The following is a 20,718-nucleotide window of genomic DNA, read 5'->3' on the forward strand; positions in this document are numbered from 1 at the left end:
CACCTGCCATTCGTCGCAGAAGGCCCGGGCGGATGCGCCCGAGGCGGAAAAAAGAAATCGGATTCCGGCCGCATCCGAGGGCGGCCGGGCCGGCGTAACCCGTTCTGCACGCCAGGCCTGACAGATCGTCACCAATGCCCAGGAGGCAGACAATGCAGCTCGCTATGTTCCGTCGGGTCGCCGCAGGCGGCGCGGTGGCCGCCCTGACCTTCGCCGGCGTCGGCGCCGCGACCATGAGCCCGGCCTACGCCGCCTCGTCGAAGGTCTCCGTGGTGCACGGCATCCCGGACACCCCGGTCGACGTGTACGTCAACGGCGAGAAGACGCTCGACAACTTCAAGCCCGGCGACGTCGCCGGCCCGCTCACCCTGCCCGAGGGGGAGTACGACATCGCCCTGACCAAGCCGGGGGAGGCGATCGACAAGGCGATCCTGAAGGTGGACGACGCCGCGGTGCCGGGCGGGGCGAACATCAGCCTCGCCGCCCACCTGAGCGCCGACGGCAAGCCGCTGATCACCCCGTTCGTCAACGACGTGTCCAAGGTGGGCGCCGGCAAGGCCCGCCTGATCGTCCGGCACACCGCCGCCGCGCCGGCCGTCGACGTCCGGGCCGGCGGCAAGCCGGTCTTCGAGAACCTGACCAACCCGAAGGAGGCGAAGGCCGACGTGGCCGCCGGCACGGTCAAGGCGGACGTGGTCCTCGCCGGCACCGACACCGTCGCCATCGGCCCGGCCGACCTGAACCTCAAGGAGGGCACCGCCACCATCGTCTACGCGATCGGCTCCGCCGACGGCAAGAACCTGGACCTGGTCGCGCAGACCATCGGCGGGCTGCACTCCGCGCCGGGCGGCGTGCCCAGCGGCACCGGCGGCCAGGCCGGCACCGGCGTGGACACCTGGTGGTACGTGCTGGCCGGTGCCGGCGTGCTGCTCCTGGTCGGCGGCGGGGCGCGGGCGGCCACCGCCCGGGCCGGTCGCCGATGACGGTGCGCCACCGCGGGGCGCTGGCGGCGATGGCCGCCGGCGCCACCGCGCTCACCCTGGCGGGGGTGGTGGCGTGCGGGTCCGAGGCCGCCGAGGACGTCGGCGGCGACGAGGTGGCCGCCCTGGCCAGCGCCACGACCACGCCCACGACCATGCCGGCAGCCTCGGCGTCCGGCTCGGTCCCGGTGAACGCGGGCACGCTGCCGGCCGGCAGCGAGATCGTGCCGCCGGTGAAGCTGAGCATCCCGCCGATCCGGGTCACCGCCTCCGTCAACCCGGTGGGTGTGAACGAGCGGACCGACGAGTTCGAGGTGCCGCCCAGCGTGGACCAGGTCGGCTGGTACCGCTACGGCCCCGGACTGGAGGCCGACTCCGGCTCGGTGGTGATCGCCGGGCACGTGGACAGCGCCGAGCAGGGCAAGGGCGCGTTCTTCCGGCTGCGCGAGCTGGACCGGGGAGACACCCTCACCGCCACCGGCTCGGACGGCGCCGAGCGCCGCTACCGCGTGGTGGCCCGGGAGGAGTACCGGAAGTCGAAGATCCCGCTGGACCGGTACTTCGCCCGCGACGGCAGGCCCCGTCTCACGCTGATCACCTGCGGTGGCCCGTTCGACGCGAAGACCCGGAACTACCGGGACAACATCGTCGTCACCGCCGTTCCCGCATGACCGCCGGACCGCCCGTCCCACCGCCGCGCGGGACGGGCGGTCCGGCCCTCGGGGGCGCGTTCACCGGCCGTTAGGCTGGACGGTGATGGCATACCTGGATCACGCGGCGACGACCCCGATGCTCGACGAGGCACTCGAGGCGTACGTCGCCACCGCCCGCGAGGTGGGCAACGCGTCGTCGCTGCACGCGGCGGGCCGCCGTGCCCGGCGACGGGTGGAGGAGTCGCGCGAGCGGGTGGCCGCCGTGCTCGGCGCCCGCCCGTCCGAGGTGATCTTCACCGGGGGCGGCACGGAGAGCGACAACCTCGCCGTGAAGGGCATCTTCTGGGCCCGGCGGGCGGCCCGGGCCGAGCGGGTCCGGGTGGTCTCCAGCGCGGTCGAGCACCACGCGGTACTGGACGCCGTGGACTGGCTGGTCGACCACGAGGGCGCGCAGGTCGGCTGGCTGCCGGTCGACGGCGCCGGCCGGCTGCGCCCGCAGCGCCTCGACGCCGAGTTGGCCGAGCACGGCGACCGGGTGGCGGTGGTCACCGCGATGTGGGCCAACAACGAGGTCGGCACCGTCCAGCCGGTGGCCGAGCTGGCCGCGGTCGCCGCCGCGCACGGGGTGCCGTTCCACACCGACGCGATCCAGGCGGTCGGGCAGGTGCCGGTCGACTTCGCCGCGAGCGGCGTGTCCGCGCTCACCGTGACCGGGCACAAGCTCGGCGGGCCGGCCGGCGTCGGCGCGCTGCTGCTGGCCCGTGACGTCGCCGCCACCCCGCTGCTGCACGGCGGTGGCCAGGAACGCGACGTCCGCTCCGGGACGCTGGACGCGGCGGGCATCGTCGCGTTCGCGGTCGCCGTCGAGACCGCGGTCAAGGGCCAGCAGGAGTACGCGGCCCGCGTGGCCGCGCTCCGCGACGAGCTGGTCGAGCGGGTCCGGCAGGCGGTCCCCGAGGTGGTCTTCAACGGCGACCCGACCGACCGGCTCCCCGGCAACGCGCACTTCTCGTTCCCCGGCTGCGAGGGGGACGCGCTGCTGCTGCTCCTCGACGCCCAGGGCATCGCCTGCTCGACCGGGTCGGCCTGCTCGGCCGGCGTGGCCCAGCCCTCGCATGTGCTGCTCGCGATGGGCGCCGACGACGACCGGGCACGGTCCTCGCTGCGTTTCACGCTCGGTCACACCAGCACCGGAGCGGACGTCGACGCGCTGATCGCCGCGCTGCCGGCCGCCGTGGAGCGGGCCCGCCGCGCGGCCGCCCTCCGCACTCCCCGCTGACCCGGATACCCTCGGTGAGGACGAGGGGAGTGGGCCGGTGAGGGTTCTGGCGGCGATGTCGGGCGGGGTGGACTCCGCCGTGGCGGCGGCGCGGGCGGTGGCGGCCGGGCACGAGGTGACCGGGGTGCACCTGGCGCTGGCCCGCAACCCGCAGACCTACCGCACCGGCGCGCGGGGCTGCTGCACGCTGGAGGACTCCCGGGACGCCCGGCGGGCCGCCGACGTGCTCGGCATCCCGTTCTACGTGTGGGACATGGCCGACCGGTTCCACGACGACGTGGTCGACGACTTCGTCGCCGAGTACGCGGCCGGCCGTACCCCGAATCCGTGCCTGCGCTGCAATGAGAAGATCAAGTTCGCCGCGGTGCTGGACCGGGCCGTGGCCCTGGGCTTCGACGCGGTGGTGACCGGCCACCATGCCCGGCTCGGCCCGGACGGCCTGCTGCGGCGCAGCGTCGACGCGGCCAAGGACCAGTCGTACGTCCTCGCGGTGCTGACCCGCGCGCAGCTCGACCGGTCGATCTTCCCGCTCGGCGACTCGACCAAGGCCGAGGTGCGCGCCGAGGCCGCCCGGCGCGGCCTCGCCGTCGCCGACAAGCCGGACTCGCACGACATCTGCTTCATCGCCGACGGCGACACCCGCGGTTTCCTGGCCCAGCGGCTCGGCGAGGCCCCCGGCGAGGTGGTCGACGCGCTCACCGGCGCGGTCGTGGGCAGCCACAGCGGCGCCTACCAGTACACCGTCGGTCAGCGGCGCGGCCTGCACCTGGACCGCCCGGCGGCGGACGGCCGGCCCCGCTACGTGCTCTCCATCACCCCGACCACCAACACCGTGACGGTCGGCCCGGCCGAGGCGCTGGAGGTCTCCTCGGTGCGGGCCACCCGTCCGGTCTGGACCGGCGGGCCGCGCCCGGACGGGCCGATCGAGTGCGAGGTGCAGCTACGCGCGCACGGCGACGTGGTCCCCGCCACCGTCACGGTGGACGCCGACGGGCTGCACGCGTCGCTGCGCCGCCCGGTCCGTGGGGTGGCCGCGGGCCAGGCGATCGTGGCCTACCGACCGGACCCGGCCGGCGACGTCGTCCTCGGCTCCGCCACCATCGCCGTCTGACCGACCTCGGCCCGGACGCACCGCCCGCGCCGGTCGGGGCTGCCCGTGCCGCCCGTGCCGCGACACGGTGGATAGGCTTCGGCGGTGACTGAGCAGCAGTGGCCCTGGCCCACCGGTGCGGCGACCGGGATCGGGTCGCTGCCCGGCACCGACATCGCCGAGGCGCAGCGGATCGTGCTCGGCGAGCTGCCCGCGCTGCCGCACCTGCCGGAGCTGCCCGCCCGCGGACCGGGCGCGGACATGGTCGGTCGCACGGCCGGTCTGTTCGTCGAGCTTCCGGTCGAGCTGTACGCGGCCCGCTGGCGGATCGCTCCGCGCCCCGGGCGGGACCTGCGCCGCGCCCGTGACCTGATGGAACGCGACCTCGACCAGCTCGCCGAGCAGGCCGAGGAGTACGCCGGTCCGGTCAAGATCCAGGTCGCCGGCCCGTTCACCCTGGCCGCCGCGCTGGAGCTGCCGCTCGGCGGCCGGGTGCTACGCGACCCGGGCGCGGTGCGGGACCTCGCCGGATCGCTCGGCGAAGGGCTGCGCGGGCATGTCGCGGCGGTGACCCGGCGGCTGCCCCGCGCCTCGGTGCTGCTCCAGCTCGACGAGCCCTCCCTGCCGGCGGTGCTGGCCGGCCGGGTGCCCACGGAGAGCGGCTTCGGCACCCACCGGCCGGTCGAGGCGGAGGTGGCCCGGGCGCTGCTGCGCGGGGTGGTCGAGGCGGCCGGTACGCCGGTGGTGGTCCACTGCTGCGCGCCGGACGTGCCGCTGGAGCTGATCCGTACCGCCGGCGCGGTCGGCGTCGCCCTCGACCTGTCGCTCGTCACCGACCTGGATCCGCTCGGTGAGGCGATCGACGCCGGGCTCGGGCTGCTGGCCGGCGCCGCGCCGACGCTGCCGCCGTCGACCGGCCGCGCGCCGACGTCGGCCGAGGTCGCCGACCGGGTCCGTCGCGCCTGGGACCAGCTCGGCTTCCCGCGCCGCCGGCTGGCCGAGCAGGTCGTGGTCACCCCCACCTGTGGGCTGGCCGGCGCCACCCCGGCGTACGCGCGGGCGGTGCTGGCCGCCTGCCGCGACGCCGGGCGGCGGCTCGCCGAGGAGTGACGTTTTCCTGTCGTACCCCGGGGGCACGATGGCCGGCATGATCGGACGACTGCGTTCCACGGTGATCGATTGCCCCGACCCGCGCGCACTGGCCACCTTCTACGCCGAATTGCTCGGCCTCCCGCTGGTCGAGGAGAACTCCGACGGCGACGACTGGGTGGTGCTCGGCGGCCCGCCGGGGCACCAGCCTCGGCTGGCCTTCCAGAAGGCGCCCGACCTGCGCGCCCCCGACTGGCCCGACCCGGAGCGGCCGCAGCAGTTCCACCTCGACGTGACGGTGGACGACATCGAGGCGGCCGAGAAGGCGGCGCTCGCGCTCGGCGCCCGGCGGCTGCCCGGCGAGGGGGAGGGCTTCCGGGTCTACGCCGACCCGGCCGGCCACCCGTTCTGCCTCTGCTGGGACTGACCGCGCCACGCTTGCGTCGCGGAGGCATGATCGCCACCGTGACCGTCTCCACCGACCACCACGCCGCCGGTTCGCTCTTCGGCCTCGCCTACGGCGACGCCCTGGGCAAGCCGACCGAGTTCCTCACCGTCGCCGAGATCGTCCGGCGCTACGGCCCGACCGGTCCCCGCGAGTTGACCGGCGAGCCGGCCCTGGTCACCGACGACACCCAGATGGCGTTGGCCGTGGCGTGGGCGCTGCACGACGCGCCCGCGTTCACGGCGGAGGCGGTGGAACCGTTGCTGCGGCGGCGCTTCCTCGACTGGGCGGCCAGCCCGGAGAACAATCGCGCGCCGGGCATGACCTGCCTGCGGGCCTGCGCCGAGCTGAGCCGGGGCACCCGGTGGCAGGAGGCCACGGTCGCCGGCTCGAAGGGCTGCGGGGCGAACATGCGGGTCACCCCGGTCGGGTTGCTCGACGTCGACCTCGACACGCTGGCCGGCCTGGCCCAGCTCCAGGCCGGCCTCACCCACGGCCACCCGACCGGTCTGGCGGCCAGCGAGCTGACCGCGTACGCGGTCCGGCTGCTGCGCGACGGCGCGTCGCTGCCGGAACTGCCCGGCCTGCTCACCGAGCGGGCCCGCGGGCAGCGCGCGGTCTACCGGGGCGACTGGCTCGGCGACCTGTGGCGGCGCTCGGGCGCGACCACCCCGGCCGAGTTCGCCGCCGAGGGCTGGGACGACTGCCTCCGGGCGCTCGGCCTGCTGGAGGTGGCGCTGGCCCAGCCCGACGACGGCGGCGACCCGTGCCGGCTCACCGGGGAGGGCTGGATCGCCGAGGAGGCACTCGCCACCGCGCTGCTCTGCGCGTTGCGGCACCCGGACGACCCGGTCGGCGCGCTGGCCCGGGGCGCCACCACCGCCGGCGACTCGGACTCGATCGCCGCGTTGGCCGGCGCGTTCGTCGGGGCGGCGTACGGGATGGCGGCCTGGCCAGCCGACTGGGCCGACCGGATCGAATACGCCGACCAGCTCACCGCTCTCGCCGCCGGATTCGACGCGTCGGGACCGGCCGTCAGGCGGTGAGGTGGGGTAGGCGCCGGACGCCGCGCCACACGTCGGGGTCGCAGCCGCCGGCGCGGTCGCCGAACGCGGTCAGCGGCACCGGGATCGGTTCGCTGACGTCCAGGAAGCTGTCGTGGTCGGCGCTCGGGTCCCAGCTCCGGGTGGGGATCGGCAGATGGTCGTCCCGGTCCGACCGGTCCTGGCTGGTGATCTTCAGCACCTCGGCGGCCCGCCCGTCGACCCGCAGCACCAGGCAGGGGCGCACCTTCGAGCCGGTCCCGTCGGCATAGGGCACGTCGGCCCACCAGATGTCCCCGGGTCGGGGCCGCCCCCCGGCCGGCCGCGCGCCGCGGCGCGGTTTCGGCGGGGCCGTGCCCCCGGCCCGTCCGCCGCCATCGGCTCGGCTGCCGATTCCGGTCCGGCTGCCGCCATCGGTCCGGTCGCCGGGTCNGCCGGGCCGGTCACCGCCGCGTCCGGTGCCCGGTCGCCGCCGGTCGCCGGCCCGCGCCCCGGTGCCGTCAGTCCGGTCGGTCCGGCGGTGGCGCCACTCGCCCCACAGCCAGCCGGCCGCGACGCAGGCCACGACGACCATCGCCCAGATCAGCCCGTCGCGCATCCGTACCGCCTCTCGTCCCCCGGGCGGGCCCGACGCCGCCGTGGCGATCGTCGCACGGACGGGGCCCGGCCGCCGACCGCCGCGACGGGCGCCGCGCCTGGTCAACGTGGGTGGCCGGACGAGTGTCACCCCCGACCGCTACGGTTTCGGGGTAGCGCGAGCACGGGAGGTCGGCAGCGGTGTCCGAAGGCGGCGGCGTGTCCGAAGAAGCGGTTCCCACCACGGTCGACGCCGCCCAGGAGGCGGCGGCGGGTGCCGAGCCCACCCCGGAGGCCCGGGAACGGCACGCCACGCTGAGTCAGGAGCTCACGGAGCATCAATACCGCTACTACGTGCTGGACGCGCCGACCATCACCGACGCCGAGTTCGACCGGCAACTGCGGGAGCTGGAGGCGCTGGAGGCGGAATACCCGGCGCTGCGCACGCCCGACTCGCCCACGCAGCGCGTCGGCGGCACGTTCTCCACCGACTTCACCCCGGTCACCCACGCCGAGCGGATGCTGTCGCTCGACAACGCCTTCGCCGACGAGGAGTTGGCCGCCTGGGCCGAGCGGGTCGAGCGGGACGCGGGCGGCCCGGTGCCCTACCTCTGCGAGCTCAAGGTCGACGGGCTGGCCATCAACCTGACCTACGAGAAGGGTCGGCTGGTGCGGGCGGCCACCCGCGGCGACGGGCGCACCGGCGAGGACGTCACCGCCAACGTCCGCAGCATCCAGGGCGTGCCGGCCCGGCTGACCCCGGCCGACGACTACCCCGACGTGCCGGAGCTGCTGGAGGTCCGCGGCGAGATCTACTTCCCGGTGGCCGCGTTCGCCGACCTCAACGCGAGCCTGGTCGAGCAGGGCAAGGCCCCGTTCGCCAACCCGCGCAACGCCGCCGCCGGCAGCCTCCGGCAGAAGGACCCACGGGTCACCGCGTCCCGGCCGCTGCGCCTGGTCGTGCACGGCATCGGCGCCCGTCAGGGCTACCGCCCCTCCGCGCAGTCCACGGCCTACGCCGCGCTCAAGGCGTGGGGGCTGCCGACGAGTGACCGCTGGAAGGTGGTCGACGACCTGACCGGGGTGGCGGAATACATCGCCTTCTACGCCGAGCACCGGCACGACGTCGAGCACGAGATCGACGGCGTGGTGGTCAAGGTCGACCCGGTCTCCATCCAGGGGCGTCTCGGCTCGACCAGCCGCGCGCCGCGTTGGGCGATCGCCTTCAAGTACCCGCCGGAGGAGGTCAACACCAAGCTGCTCGACATCGACGTCAACGTCGGGCGCACCGGCCGGGTCACGCCGTTCGCCGTTCTGGAGCCGGTCCGGGTCGCCGGTTCCACCGTCGCGCTGGCCACCCTGCACAACGCCCGTGAGGTCGAACGCAAGGGCGTGCTCATCGGTGACACGGTGGTGCTGCGCAAGGCCGGCGACGTCATCCCCGAGGTTCTCGGCCCGGTGGTCGAGCTGCGCCCGGCCGACGCCCGCCCGTTCGTCATGCCGACCGTCTGTCCGGCCTGCGGCACGCCGCTCGCGCCGGCCAAGGAGAGCGACGTCGACATCCGCTGCCCCAACTCCCGCAGCTGCCCGGCGCAGCTCCGGGAACGGGTCTTCCACCTGGCGGGCCGCGGCGCCTTCGACATCGAGGTGCTCGGTTACAAGGGCGCCGCCGCGCTGCTCGACGCCGGCATCATCGCCGACGAGGGTGACCTGTTCGGCCTCGACGCCGAGCAGTTGAGCCGGTCGCCGTTCTTCGTCAACAAGGACGGCACACTCGGCAGCAACGCCACCAAGCTGCTCGACAACCTCGCCGTGGCTCGGGAACGCGACCTGTGGCGGGTGCTGGTGGCGCTCTCCGTCCGGCACGTCGGTCCGACCGCGGCCCAGGCGCTGGCCCGGCACTTCCGCTCGATGACCGCGATCGAGGAGGCCACCGAGGAGGAGCTCTCCTCGGCGGACGGGGTCGGCCCGACGATCGCCGCGAGCATCAAGGAGTGGTTCGCCGTCGACTGGCACCGCGACGTGGTGCGCAAGTGGGCCGAGGCGGGCGTACGCATGGTGGAGGAGGCCGGCGACGAGGGCCCGCGCCCGCTCGACGGGGTCACCGTCGTGGTCACCGGCACGCTGGCCGGGTTCAGCCGCGACCAGGCCGCCGAGGCGATCCAGAGCCGGGGCGGCAAGGTGACCGGTTCGGTCTCCAAGAAGACCGGCTTCGTGGTGGTCGGCGACAACCCGGGCACCAAGGCCGACAAGGCGGCCACCCTGAAAGTGCCGATCCTCGACGAGGACGGGTTCCGCGTGCTGCTGGACTCCGGCCCGGAGGCGGCCCGGGCGGCGGCCCGGGTGGAGGGCTGACCGCCGGTCGGCGTGGGCCACCCCGGCTTATACCAACTTAGTCACGACCACGACCGATTCGTGTCTGTCGTGTCGGGGAAACCGGCCCGGAGGGCGTTTCATTGGCGTACGGCGTGTGACGGCGCACGCCAGGACCCCTCCGGGGAGGTGCGATGGCGACCGGCGACCCGCGCAACTCCGTCCCGCCCGGGCGGACGGGGCCGTTCTTCGGTTTCGTCGCCGTGGTCGGCGTCCTCGCCCTGCTCGTCTCGGTCGGGCCGTTGGTCGCGCTCCCGGGCCGACTGACCGAGCTGCCGGTCGCGTTCTGGACCATGGCGGCGCTCGCCGTCGCCTGTGACGCCCGTCCGTTCGTCCCGCCCGGCCGGCGGCAGACCTCGGCGGTCTTCCCGTCCACCTGCTTCACCTTCGCCATCCTGCTCGGCTGGGGGCTCGGCCCGGCCGTGGCCGTGCAGGCGGTGGCGGTGGCCGTCTCCGGCTGGCGGCTCGGCTACGCGGCCTGGCGCACCGGCTTCAACGCCGCCCAGTACGCCTGCGCGCTCGCCGCCGCGTACGCGGTCACCTGGTTCGGTCCGGGTGAGCTGTTCGGCGACGGCCGGCTGCGCGGGACCGACGTGGCGGCGGTGGGTGGCGCCACCGTGGTCTGGTTCCTGGTCAACTACGGCCTGGTCAACACCGCCATCCGCCTGCGTTTCGGCGACCGGTGGTGGCCCAGCGTCCGGCTCGGGCTGGCCTACGAGCTGCTCGCCACCGGCTCACTGCTGCTGCTCGCGCCGGTGCTGGTCGCCGCGGCCCGGGCCAGCGCGGCACTGATCCCGCTGGTGCTGGTGCCGCTCTTCGCGGTGTACCGGATGGCCCGGCTCTCCGACGAGCGGGAACAGCTCGCCGACGTCGACCCGCTCACCGGCCTGCCCAATCGCAAGGCGCTGCTCACCGAGGTGGCCGAGCAGGTGCACCTGCACGCCGAGCGCGCCGCCCGGGGCGGCACCGACGCCCACCTCGCCCTGCTGCTGCTCGACCTCGACCGGTTCAAGCACGTCAACGACGCCCTTGGGCACGCGGTGGGTGACCGTCTCCTGGTCGAGGTGAGCGCCCGGCTGATCGGCGTGGTGGGCGAGGAGGACCTGGTGGCGCGGCTCGGCGGTGACGAGTTCGCCATCGTCGTACCGCGGCTGGCCGGCCTCGACGAGGCCCGCGAGCGGGCCGACCGGGTGGTCGCCGCGCTCGCCGAACCGGTGCCGCTGGACGGCCTGCCGCTGGACGTGGGCGGCTCGATCGGCATCGCGCTCTTCCCCGAGCACGGCGAGGACTTCGCCACCCTGATGCGGCACGCCGACGTCGCCATGTACGACGCCAAGCACCGCAACGACACCGTGGCGGTCTACGCGCCGGAGTCCGACCACAACTCCGCCGAGCGGCTGAGCCTCCTGGCCGACCTGCGCCGGGTGCTGGAGTCCGGGCCGCCGACGCCGGCCGGCGAGCTGGCGGGCGTACGCGGCGGTGACGGTGCCGCGCTGGCAGCGGCCCTGCCGGCCGCCCGACCGGCCCACGATGACGCCGGACCGGTCCGTGACGATGCCGGGCCGGCCCACGATGACGCCGGGCCGGCCCACGACGGTGCCGGGCCGGTTCACGACGGCGCCGGGTCCGTCCGCGGCGAGGCCGGGTCGGTCCGTGACGAGCGCGTGGGCGGGGGGCGGCCCGGTCACGGCCCGGCCCGGTGGCGGCTGCGGCGCCGGGAACGCGTCAGCGCGCGGCCCGCCGACGACCTGATCGAACGGATTCTGACCGGCGCCGACCCGATCCGCCGCCGGGCCGCCCACGCCGACACGACCGTCGGCCCGGTCGCGTCCGTCGGCCCGGTCACGCCGACGGTGGCCGTACCGGCGGTCGACGCCGGGGCAGGCGTACCCGTTGCGCCGGTGGTGACGACCGCGCCCGGCGGCGACGCCGTGACGACCGCGCCCGGCGCGGACGTCGCGTCGGGGACCGACCTGTCCGTCGTCGGCGCATCCGGGCCGGAGGTCGGCGTCGCGGCCGGCGACCGGCCGGCGATGGCGGAGGTGGCGGGCGCGGTCGGCGACCCGGGCGAGATCACCATGTACTACCAGCCGCAGATCGCCATCGCGACCGGTGAGGTGGTGGGCGTAGAGGCGCTGCTGCGCTGGCGGCATCCGCGGCGGGGGATGGTCGACCCGGGCGAGCTGATCCAGGTCGCCGAGCAGAGCGCGGTCATGCGGCTGCTCACCCGCCGGGTGGTGGACGACGTGGTCGAGCAGGCGGCCAAGTGGTCCGCGACCGGCCTCACGTTGCGGGCCGCGCTCAACGTCAGCGTGCGTGACCTGCACACCGGTGAGATCGCCGATCAGATCGCCGACCGGCTGACCCGGTACGGCGTCCCGCCGGAGCGGCTCCAGGTGGAGATCACCGAGGGGGCGTTGATGGCCGATCCCCGGCGGGTGCTGGCCAGCATCACCAAGCTCCACCGGATCGGGGTCGGTATCGCGCTCGACGACTTCGGCACCGGTTACTCGTCGTTGCAGCACCTGCGCCGGCTGCCGCTGTCCGAGGTGAAGGTGGACCGGTCGTTCGTGCTGGGGATGGCCGACGACCCGGACGACGCGGCGATCGTCCGCTCGATGATCGAGCTGGCCGGCGCACTCGGGCTGCGGGTGGTGGCCGAGGGCGTGGAGGACGAGCGCACCTGGCGGCTGCTGCACGCCGCCGGCTGCGACGTCGCGCAGGGCTGGTTCCACGCCCGGCCGATGCCGGCGGAGGATCTGGTGGCCTGGCTGTCGCGCTACCGGCCGGTGCGTCCGGCGGAGGGTGGTGGTCGGGGCGGGCCGGCCGGGGAGGGGGAGTCGCGGGCGTCGTCGTGACGGCGGGACAATAGACTCCCTCCGGTCACCACAGGACCGCCACGAAGGGGGCACCGATGGCCGCCATCTCCCGCGAGGAGGTCGCGCACCTGGCGCGACTGTCGCGGCTCGCCGTCACCGAGGAGGAGTTGGACACCTTCGCCGGCCAGCTCGACGTGATCCTCCAGTCGGTCGCGCAGATCGGTGAGGTCGCCGCGGCGGACATCCCGCCGACCTCCCACTCGGTGCCGCTGACCAACGTGCTCCGGGAAGACGTGGTGACGCCGGGCCTGACCCCGCAGGAGGCGCTGTCGGGTGCGCCCGACGCCGAGGAGCAGCGGTTCCGCGTACCGCGGATCCTGGACGAGGATGTGGCTTCATGACTGACCTGACCCGGCTCACCGCCGTCGAGATCGCCGGCCTGGTGGCGACGGGCGAGACCTCCGCCGTGGAGGTCACGCAGGCCCACCTGGACCGGATCACCGCCGTCGACGAGCAGGTCCACGCCTTCCTGCACGTCGACACCGAGGGCGCGCTGGCCGCCGCCCGCGGTGTGGACGAGCGCCGGGCCGCCGGCGAGGAGTTGGGCCCGCTGGCGGGCGTGCCGGTCGCGGTGAAGGACGTGCTCACCACCAAGGGTGTCCCCACCACGGTCGGTTCGAAGATCCTGGAGGGCTGGCGTCCGCCGTACGACTCGACCATCGTCGAGCGGCTGCGCGCCGCCGGCACGGTGATGCTCGGCAAGACCAACATGGACGAGTTCGCCATGGGCTCCTCCACCGAATACTCCGCGTACGGGCCGACCCGCAACCCGTGGGACACCGGGCGCATCCCCGGCGGCTCGGGCGGCGGCAGCGCCGCAGCCCTCGCGGCGTACGAGGCGCCGCTGGCGATCGGGTCGGACACCGGCGGTTCGATCCGCCAGCCCGGCGCGGTCACCGGCACCGTCGGCGCCAAGCCCACCTACGGCGGCACCTCCCGGTACGGCCTGGTGGCGTTCTCCTCGTCGCTGGACACCCCGGGCCCGTGTGCGCGTACCGTGCTCGACGCCGCGCTGCTGCACCAGGTCATCGGCGGTCACGACCCGCGCGACTCCACCTCGATCCCGGCCCCGGTGCCGGACGTGGTGGGCGCGGCGCGGCGCGGCGCGAGCGGCGACCTGACCGGCGTGAAGCTCGGCGTGGTCACCGAGTTCACCGGCGAGGGCGCCGAGCCGGGCGTGATGGCCGCGTTCCGCGAGTCGGTCGAGGCGCTGGCCAAGTTGGGCGCCGAGATCGTCGAGATCTCCTGCCCGCACTTCACGTACGCGCTGCCGGCGTACTACCTGATCGCGCCGAGCGAGTGCTCCTCCAACCTGGCCCGGTTCGACGGCGTCCGGTTCGGCCTGCGGGTCGGCGACGACGGCAACCGGTCGCTGGAGGAGGTCATGTCGCTGACCCGCGAGGCCGGTTTCGGCCCCGAGGTGAAGCGGCGCATCATGATCGGCACGTACGCCCTCTCCTCGGGCTACTACGACGCCTACTACGGGCAGGCGCAGAAGGTCCGTACCCTGATCACCCGCGACTTCACCGCGGCGTTCGAGCAGGTCGACGCGCTGGTCTCGCCGACGACCCCGTTCGTGGCGTTCCCGATCGGGGCGCGCACGTCGGACCCGTACCAGATGTACCTGGCCGACCTGTTCACCATTCCGACCAACCTGTACGGCGGTCCGGCCATCTCGGTGCCGTGCGGGCTGTCCGACGGGCTCCCGGTCGGCTTCCAGATCATGGCCCCGACCATGGCCGACGACCGGATGTACCGGGTGGCCGCCGCGCTGGAGTCGAGCGTCGGCACGTTCACCCCACCGGCCCTGTGAGGCGGGCGGGATGCTCACGCGAATAGAGATCGACGGTTTCAAGTCGTTTCGCGACTTCTCGCTGGACATCCCGCCCTTTCTCGTGATCATCGGACGGAACGCAGCGGGCAAGTCGAATCTCTTCGATGCCATTCAGTTCCTCGGCAGGCTTGCTGGTGATCCGGTCCTGGAAGCCGCTCAGCACATGCGGGGCGACGTCGCGGACCTTTTCCACAAGCACACCGACGCGACGTCGCTCGGTGTCATGTCGTTCGCGATCGAGGTGCTTCTGGGCCGCTCGGTCACCGATGCTTTCGGTGACACCGCTGAGATCAATCATTCGCGACTCCGCTACGAGTTGACCATCGAACTCCGGTCGATGGGTAGCGGGATACAGCGCCCATACGTCATCCGTGAGGCCGTGCGACGGATCAGACGCGCGGACGACACCTGGATGGAACGGTTCAGCGCGGAGCAACGGAAGCGGTTGGCCGCTTATCGATCGGGTGCTGCCGATCCGTTGGAGACCGAGCGCGATGACCAAGGGCGACCGGTCTTCAGCATCAGGCAGCAGGGCAACCAGGGACGGAAGCGGAGGCTGCCAGCCACGGCGGCCACGGCTACGGTGCTGTCCAGCCTGACGACCGCAACCGACTTTCCGCTGCTCTACGCGCTCAAGCGAGAGATGCAGTCGTGGCGCCTGCTACACCTCGACCCGAGCGCGCTACGGGCCGCTGACTCGTACGACGACCCTGACAGCCTGTCGGCCAACGGGGGACATCTTGCCAACACCCTCCGTCGGCTGGCGGACGAAACGGGTAGCGCGGATCGACCCGAGGGAGCTTTGAACGATCTCTCGGCCGATCTGGCAGCCGTCATCCCCGGAGTTGTCCGGGTGCGGTTGGCCGAGGACGACGCACGTCGGCAACGCCAGGTGGAGGTGGTCACCCGGGAGGAGGCCCCATTCTCGGCGAGAGTGGCCTCGGACGGCACGCTACGGGCGATCGCGCTGTTGGCGGCGCTCTACGATCCGCGAGGTGCGGGACTCATCTGCTTCGAGGAGCCGGAGAACGGCATCTTTCCGCAGCGCCTCGCTCAGTTCGTCAGATATCTCAGAAGCCTGGTCGAACGAGCGTTGGCATCGGGGAAGGATGGCGCTGCGTTGACTCAGTTGGTGCTGAGCAGCCATTCGCCAGCGATCCTACGGGCGCTGGAACCTGCGCAGACTCATCTACGGTCGGACGCGGTGTTCATGGACGTGGTGAGCCGGGTCCAGCGCGGCAAGGCGCGTAGCCGGGTCAGCCGCTGGCGTTCTATTGCCGGCGCACAGCAGCTCACGATCGACGATGCGCTGGCCGTCGGCAGCGTGGTGAGCCCACGGGAGATCGCCGAGTTCGAGGTGATGGCGGAGTTGGACACCTGATGCGCTATCTCACTTCCGCGCTGGTATCCGAGGGTGTCACAGATGATCAATTTCTGCCGCGGTTGCTGGTCCGGGCGCTGACCGAAATCTGCCAGTCGGAGTTCGAGGACGCGGTCGAGGTCGCTGACGTCCAGCCCTTGCGGGAGCGCAAAGGGCCGTGTTCGGTGGCCGACGTGATCAGCCTCGTCGAACAGAATCCAGCCAGCTTCTCGCTCGTCTTCTTCCACCACGATCAAGGTGCCAGTGCCGAGCGGGTCGATGTCGAGTGGCTGCAACCGCTACGGAGCCTATGGGGAGATCGAGCGGAGCAACTGGTTGCCGTGGTGCCGGTCCGGGAGACCGAGGCATGGTTGTTGGCCGACGGCGACGCGTTACGAAGTGCGCTCGGAGTTCGGTGGACGGACGCGGAGATGGGATTGCCCGTCCAGCCGCGTCGCGTGGAACGCATCGCTGACCCTAAGAAGGCGCTCAACGACATCATGGCCCGGGTCAGTCGCTCAACCACCGATCACTTCGGTCAGCTGGGCGAGCTGGTATCGCTGGCTAAGCTTGAAGACGTTCCGGCCTATCGTCAGTGGTGGTCCGAGACTTGTAACGCGTTGACCCGGCTGGGTTACCGGCATATTTGAGGCGTACCCCCGAGGTCCTCTCCCTTGCCGGCGCGGCGTCCCCGCGCGACGATCTCGAAACCCGGGGACGGGGCGGCCCGGGGGCCCGATTAGGCTGGAACGGTTCTGTCCGGATCGCGCCTGGAGCTCAGATGACGACGACACTGCCCGCGTACGACAAGGTCGTCGCGCGCTTCGAACCGGTGATCGGCCTGGAGACCCACGTCGAGCTGGGCACGAACACCAAGATGTGGTGCGGCTGCCCGACCGACTTCGGCGGCGAGCCGAACACCCGGGTCTGCCCGGTCTGCCTGGGGCTGCCCGGTTCGCTGCCGGTGGCCAACAAGGCCGCCATCGAGGCGACGATCCGGATCGGGCTGGCGTTGAACTGCTCCATCGCCGAGTGGTGCCGGTTCGCCCGGAAGAACTACTTCTACCCGGACATGCCGAAGAACTTCCAGATCAGCCAGTACGACGAGCCGCTCTGCTTCGACGGCTACCTGGACGTCGAGGTCAACGGCGAGCTGGTGCGCATCGGCATCGAACGGGTGCACCTGGAGGAGGACACCGGCAAGACGCTGCACGTCGGCGGTGCCACCGGCCGCATCCACGGCGCGACCGAGTCGCTGGTCGACTACAACCGGGCCGGCATCCCGCTCGTCGAGATCGTCACCAAGCCGATCCCGGGCACCGGTGCGCTCGCGCCGGAGGTCGCCCGCGCGTACGTCGCCGAGCTGCGCGACGTGATCCGCTCGCTGGGCGTCTCGGACGTGCGGATGGAGGAGGGCTCGCTGCGCTGCGACGTCAACACCTCGCTGAACCTGCCGGGCGAGGAGTGGGGCACGCGTACCGAGACCAAGAACGTCAACTCGTTGCGTTCGGTCGAGCGGGCGGTCCGCTCCGAGATGCTGCGGCAGGCGTCCGTGCTGACGGCCGGCGGCCGGATCACCCAGGAGACGCGGCACTTCCACGAGGACACCGGTGACACCACCTCCGGCCGGTCGAAGGAGACCGCGACCGACTACCGGTACTTCCCGGAGCCGGACCTGGTGCCGCTCGCGCCGGACACCGCCTGGGTCGCCGAGCTGAAGGCCGCCCTGCCGGAGCTGCCGCGGCTGCGGCGCAAGCGCATCCAGCAGGACTGGGGCCTGTCCGACCTGGACATGCAGTCGGTGGTCAACGCCGGCGCGGTCGAGTTGATCGAGGCGACCGTGGCCGCTGGCGCCACCCCGGCCGCGGCCCGCAAGTGGTGGCTGGGCGAGCTGTCCCGTCGGGCCAACGAGACCGGCGTGGAGCTGGCCGACGTGGGCGCCACCCCGGCGCAGGTGGCCGAGCTCCAGGGTCTGGTCGACGCAGGCTCGCTGAACGACAAGCTGGCCCGCACCGTGCTGGAGGGCGTGGTGGCCGGCGAGGGCTCGCCGACCGAGATCATGACCAACCGCAACCTGGAGGTCGTCTCGGACACCGGTGCGCTGACCGCCGCCGTGGACGAGGCGATCGCCGCCAACCCTGAGATCGCCGACAAGATCCGCAGCGGCAAGGTCGCCGCGGCCGGCGCGTTGGTCGGCGCGGTCATGAAGACCACCCGAGGCCAGGCCGACGCCAAGACCGTCCGCGAGCTGATCCTGGAGCGCCTCGGCGCTGCCTGACGTGTGTTAATAGGGGCCCCCGCCTATGCAGAATGCGTTAAGCGGGGGCCCCGCCTTACCCCGGCCCGCGCCGGGTGGCGCCGAGCGGACAGGGGAGGCCCTCCGGATGAAGATCGTCGCATTGTCCTGTACGCAGAAGCGTCTGCCGTCGGTGACCGACGCGCTGCTCGACGCGGCGGTCACCGGCGTCCTCCGGGAGGTCGGCGACGCCGAGATCCAGCGGATCCGGCTGATCGACCACCGCATCGCGATGTGCGAGGGCGAGGACACCTGCCTCGATCCCGACGTGGGCCGGTGCACGCTCGACGACGACTTCGCGCACGTCGTGGAGTTGGCCGAGGGCGCGCAGGCCATGCTGCTCGCCATGCCGGTGTACGCGGGGAACGTGCCCGCCGTGCTGAAGATCTTCCAGGAGCGTCTGAAGAGCTACATGAACGCGCCGCGACGCCCGTTCGGCAACCTGCTGGTGGGCACGATCGTCCATTCGCGGACGATGCTGACCGAGCCCGCGCTGGGCGCGTTGTTCCCGTGGTACCTGCGGTTACGGAACAGGAACGTGGCGTCGGCGTGCGTCACCCAGAACGAGCACCAGGATCTGACCCGCACCGCGGCGATCGACCTGTGCGTGGCGGTGGGCCGGCAACTCGGCATGACGCTCGACGACAGCCGGTCACCGGCCCCCGACCGCACGGTCCTGTCGGTGGTTCAATCGCCGGCCCGTCCCCGCTGCGGCGACCCGGCGGCGTCGCCTCCCCGGGGGTGAGGGGACTCCGCGCGCCAGGTGCACCCGTCGCCCGCCTGTTCGCACGACACCGTGACGTCCTGCTCCACGTAGCGGGCGGCGATGGCGATGTTGAGTTCCTGGCAGTACGCGCACGGCGATGAGAACGTCAGCACGACGCCCGCGCGGGCGGCCCGCCTGCGGTACCGGAGGATCCCGCAGTCGGCGTTGCGCAGGACGGTGCCCGTGGGCTCGGGCTCACTGGTCACCGCCGAGTCGTACAGCAACAGTTGGTTGCGTAGCCGGGTCATGAAGTGGTCGGTGGCGGACACCCCGGCGGGCCGTTGCGCCCGCAGCAGCTCCGCGGTGATCCGGGAGTTCGCCTGGATCCACGCGGTCAGACCGGCTTCGCCGTGCTCGCCGAGCACGAACTCCTCCGCGGCCGCCTGGGCCTCGAAGAACCGCTGACGCCATAGGTCGACCTTGTCGGCCGGGTCGAGCGCGGGCGGTTCACCGGTCACGGTCCGCGTCCTTCCCCGCGGCGGCGTCCAGCTCGGCGAAGACCTCCTGGGCCACGCGCAGCCCGTTGTTGGCCACCGGCCAGCCGCCGTAGTAGGCGAGCTGGATGATGACCTCGACGATCTTCTCGCGCGACATCCCGAGGTGCAGGGCGGCGCCGATGTGGCCGCGCAGCTCCCAGTCGGTCCGGGCCAGCGCGACGGCGGTCAGCGCGACCAGTTCACGCTCCTCGACGCTGAGGTGGGGGCGGGTCCAGATCTCGCCGAACAGGTGGTCGACGGTGATCCGCAGGAACTCCGGGTAGGAACCCGGACGCGGTTCGCGGCCGAAGACCTGCTGGAACATGGCCACGCCCTGCTCGTGTCGGACATCCGGCTGGCTCATCGATCAACTCCTCGCATCGGCCGAACAGTTGGCAACGTCCACGACGCCACGAAGGCGGCGACCAGCAACGCGGCGCCGGTGCCGAAGGCGGCCGGCACCCCCACCCGCTCGGCGACGAGCCCGACCACGACCGGTCCGACCACGGCGCCGACATCGGTGCACATCGAGAAGACGGCGACGCCGCTGCCGCCGCGGCCCGCGACGACGTCACCGATCAGCGCGGCCGGCGCGGCGTTGAGCAGCGCGGAACCGGCCGCGTACACGCAGAGCAGCGCGACCAGCCAGGCGTAGCTGTCCGTGAGCACCAGGGCGGCGATCGCCACCGCCGCCACCCCGGTGCCGGTGACCATGGCGGTCCGGCGGCCGGCCCGGTCGACGAGCCGACCGGCCGGCACGATCAGCAGCGTCTGGACGACGGCGGAGATGGTGAACGCCCAACCGACCCAGGTCACGTCGTGCCGCCAGGCCACCACCACCGTGGGGACCAGCGCGCTGCGCAACCCGAACAGGACCCAGCCCTGCGCCAACGCCGCGACGCACGCCACCACGTAGCGGCGGTCCCGCAGCAGGACCGGCAGCCCGACCACGTCCCGGCCGGGCTCCGCGCCGGCGGTGCGGCCGGTGCGGAGCACCGCCAGGGTCAGCGCCGCGGCGGCCAGCAACAGCACGGCGTACGCCAGGAACGGCGTGGACAGGTCGACGAGGGTGAGGAGCCCGCCCAGCGCCGGTCCGCAGACCCCGCCGAGCAGGAAGCCCGCCTCGAACACCGCGCTGGCCCGGCCCCGCTGGTCGGCCGGCGCGATCGCCAGGAGCATCGCCAGGGCGGACACCGAGAACAGCACCGAACCGACGCCGCCGAGGCCCCGGAACACGAGCAGCTGCCCGTAGGACGAGGCGAAGGCCGTGAGGGCCGACGAGGCCGCGCACAGCAGCAGGCCGGCGACCAGGACCCGACGCTCCCCGTACCGGGCGGCGAGCCGGCCGCAGAACGGGCTGGCGGCCAGTCGCAGCAACGCGAACAGGGCGACGAGCACGCCGATCCGGGTGGGCCCGGCCCCGAACGTCGCCGCGTACACCGGGAGTACCGGGAGCACCAGTCCCAGGCCGAGCATGACGCAGCCACCGACGGCACTGAGGACGTAGACCTCGCGCGGGAGACCCGGTTGGGTGGCGGCAACGGGTGGGGCGTTGCCGGTGCCGGCCGCCGTCACTGCC

19 protein-coding genes are annotated in these 20,718 nt (G+C 73.2%); 15 read left to right on the forward strand and 4 right to left on the reverse strand.

Annotated elements, in window-relative coordinates; genetic code table 11:
* Positions 1 to 152: 152 nt before the first annotated feature.
* The 7 genes from B1205_RS19530 (at position 153) to B1205_RS19560 (ending at position 6,582) form a co-directional block, all read left to right on the forward strand.
* Positions 153 to 983, forward strand: a complete 831-nt coding sequence (locus B1205_RS19530) for a DUF4397 domain-containing protein (protein WP_089156889.1) — start codon at positions 153 to 155, stop codon at positions 981 to 983.
* A complete protein-coding gene (locus tag B1205_RS19535; RefSeq protein ID WP_089156890.1) occupies positions 980 to 1,651 on the forward strand; it encodes a class F sortase in 672 nt (223 codons plus the stop codon). Before B1205_RS19530 ends, B1205_RS19535 begins: the two co-directional genes overlap by 4 nt.
* Positions 1,652 to 1,736: 85 nt before the next feature.
* Entirely contained in the window at positions 1,737 to 2,912 is a 1,176-nt protein-coding gene (locus B1205_RS19540) for a cysteine desulfurase family protein (RefSeq protein WP_089156891.1), read from the forward strand.
* 37 nt (positions 2,913 to 2,949) lie between these two features.
* Positions 2,950 to 4,023 (forward strand): tRNA 2-thiouridine(34) synthase MnmA, encoded by a 1,074-nt coding sequence (gene mnmA / locus B1205_RS19545; protein WP_089156892.1) that lies wholly within the window; start codon positions 2,950 to 2,952, stop codon positions 4,021 to 4,023.
* An 84-nt stretch (positions 4,024 to 4,107) separates the two neighbouring features.
* Positions 4,108 to 5,112, forward strand: coding sequence for a methionine synthase (locus tag B1205_RS19550; RefSeq protein WP_089156893.1), 1,005 nt, complete (start codon positions 4,108 to 4,110; stop codon positions 5,110 to 5,112).
* Between the two features lie 37 nt (positions 5,113 to 5,149).
* Positions 5,150 to 5,518 carry a VOC family protein gene (locus B1205_RS19555; protein ID WP_176308681.1) on the forward strand — a complete coding sequence of 123 codons (369 nt, stop codon included), beginning with the start codon at positions 5,150 to 5,152 and terminating at the stop codon, positions 5,516 to 5,518.
* A gap of 26 nt (positions 5,519 to 5,544) precedes the next feature.
* Entirely contained in the window at positions 5,545 to 6,582 is a 1,038-nt protein-coding gene (locus B1205_RS19560; protein WP_089156895.1) for an ADP-ribosylglycohydrolase family protein, read from the forward strand.
* Here the strand turns inward: B1205_RS19560 and B1205_RS19565 are convergent.
* Positions 6,572 to 7,177, reverse strand: coding sequence for a type II toxin-antitoxin system PemK/MazF family toxin (locus B1205_RS19565; protein WP_089156896.1), 606 nt, complete (start codon positions 7,175 to 7,177; stop codon positions 6,572 to 6,574). The two genes, B1205_RS19560 and B1205_RS19565, sit on opposite strands and share 11 nt — an antisense overlap.
* Before the next feature lie 179 nt (positions 7,178 to 7,356).
* On the opposite strand from B1205_RS19565, the gene ligA reads away from it, so the two are divergent.
* From ligA to B1205_RS19605, 8 genes are all read left to right on the forward strand, one after another.
* On the forward strand, positions 7,357 to 9,510 hold the full coding sequence (gene ligA, locus B1205_RS19570) for an NAD-dependent DNA ligase LigA (protein WP_441338517.1): 2,154 nt from the start codon (positions 7,357 to 7,359) through the stop codon (positions 9,508 to 9,510).
* Between the two features lie 152 nt (positions 9,511 to 9,662).
* Positions 9,663 to 12,386, forward strand: a complete 2,724-nt coding sequence (locus B1205_RS19575) for a bifunctional diguanylate cyclase/phosphodiesterase (protein WP_089156898.1) — start codon at positions 9,663 to 9,665, stop codon at positions 12,384 to 12,386.
* Between the two features lie 56 nt (positions 12,387 to 12,442).
* Positions 12,443 to 12,748, forward strand: a complete 306-nt coding sequence (gene gatC, locus B1205_RS19580) for an Asp-tRNA(Asn)/Glu-tRNA(Gln) amidotransferase subunit GatC (RefSeq protein WP_089156899.1) — start codon at positions 12,443 to 12,445, stop codon at positions 12,746 to 12,748.
* A complete protein-coding gene (gatA, locus tag B1205_RS19585) occupies positions 12,745 to 14,220 on the forward strand; it encodes an Asp-tRNA(Asn)/Glu-tRNA(Gln) amidotransferase subunit GatA (protein ID WP_089156900.1) in 1,476 nt (491 codons plus the stop codon). The genes gatC and gatA overlap by 4 nt, the downstream gene beginning before the upstream one ends.
* Before the next feature lie 10 nt (positions 14,221 to 14,230).
* The gene (locus tag B1205_RS19590; protein WP_089156901.1) at positions 14,231 to 15,622 is read left to right on the forward strand and encodes an AAA family ATPase; all 1,392 of its coding nucleotides are present in this window, start codon (positions 14,231 to 14,233) and stop codon (positions 15,620 to 15,622) included.
* The gene (locus tag B1205_RS19595) at positions 15,622 to 16,251 is read left to right on the forward strand and encodes a DUF4276 family protein (RefSeq protein ID WP_089156902.1); all 630 of its coding nucleotides are present in this window, start codon (positions 15,622 to 15,624) and stop codon (positions 16,249 to 16,251) included. The genes B1205_RS19590 and B1205_RS19595 overlap by 1 nt, the downstream gene beginning before the upstream one ends.
* A 131-nt stretch (positions 16,252 to 16,382) precedes the next feature.
* Positions 16,383 to 17,879, forward strand: a complete 1,497-nt coding sequence (gene gatB / locus B1205_RS19600; RefSeq protein ID WP_089156903.1) for an Asp-tRNA(Asn)/Glu-tRNA(Gln) amidotransferase subunit GatB — start codon at positions 16,383 to 16,385, stop codon at positions 17,877 to 17,879.
* Between the two features lie 106 nt (positions 17,880 to 17,985).
* Positions 17,986 to 18,642, forward strand: a complete 657-nt coding sequence (locus tag B1205_RS19605) for a flavodoxin family protein (protein ID WP_176308682.1) — start codon at positions 17,986 to 17,988, stop codon at positions 18,640 to 18,642.
* Here B1205_RS19605 and B1205_RS19610 read toward each other — a convergent pair.
* The 3 genes from B1205_RS19610 to B1205_RS19620 are packed head-to-tail and all read right to left on the reverse strand — an operon-like array spanning position 18,585 to position 20,714.
* Positions 18,585 to 19,121, reverse strand: coding sequence for a hypothetical protein (locus tag B1205_RS19610; RefSeq protein WP_089156905.1), 537 nt, complete (start codon positions 19,119 to 19,121; stop codon positions 18,585 to 18,587). The genes B1205_RS19605 and B1205_RS19610 overlap by 58 nt on opposite strands.
* Positions 19,111 to 19,503 carry a carboxymuconolactone decarboxylase family protein gene (locus tag B1205_RS19615; protein ID WP_052503712.1) on the reverse strand — a complete coding sequence of 131 codons (393 nt, stop codon included), beginning with the start codon at positions 19,501 to 19,503 and terminating at the stop codon, positions 19,111 to 19,113. Before B1205_RS19615 ends, B1205_RS19610 begins: the two co-directional genes overlap by 11 nt.
* Positions 19,500 to 20,714 carry an MFS transporter gene (locus tag B1205_RS19620; protein WP_089156906.1) on the reverse strand — a complete coding sequence of 405 codons (1,215 nt, stop codon included), beginning with the start codon at positions 20,712 to 20,714 and terminating at the stop codon, positions 19,500 to 19,502. Before B1205_RS19620 ends, B1205_RS19615 begins: the two co-directional genes overlap by 4 nt.
* Between the last annotated feature and the right edge of the window lie 4 nt (positions 20,715 to 20,718).

The organism is Micromonospora sp. NBS 11-29, assembly GCF_002140155.1.
Classification (GTDB): domain Bacteria; phylum Actinomycetota; class Actinomycetes; order Mycobacteriales; family Micromonosporaceae; genus Micromonospora.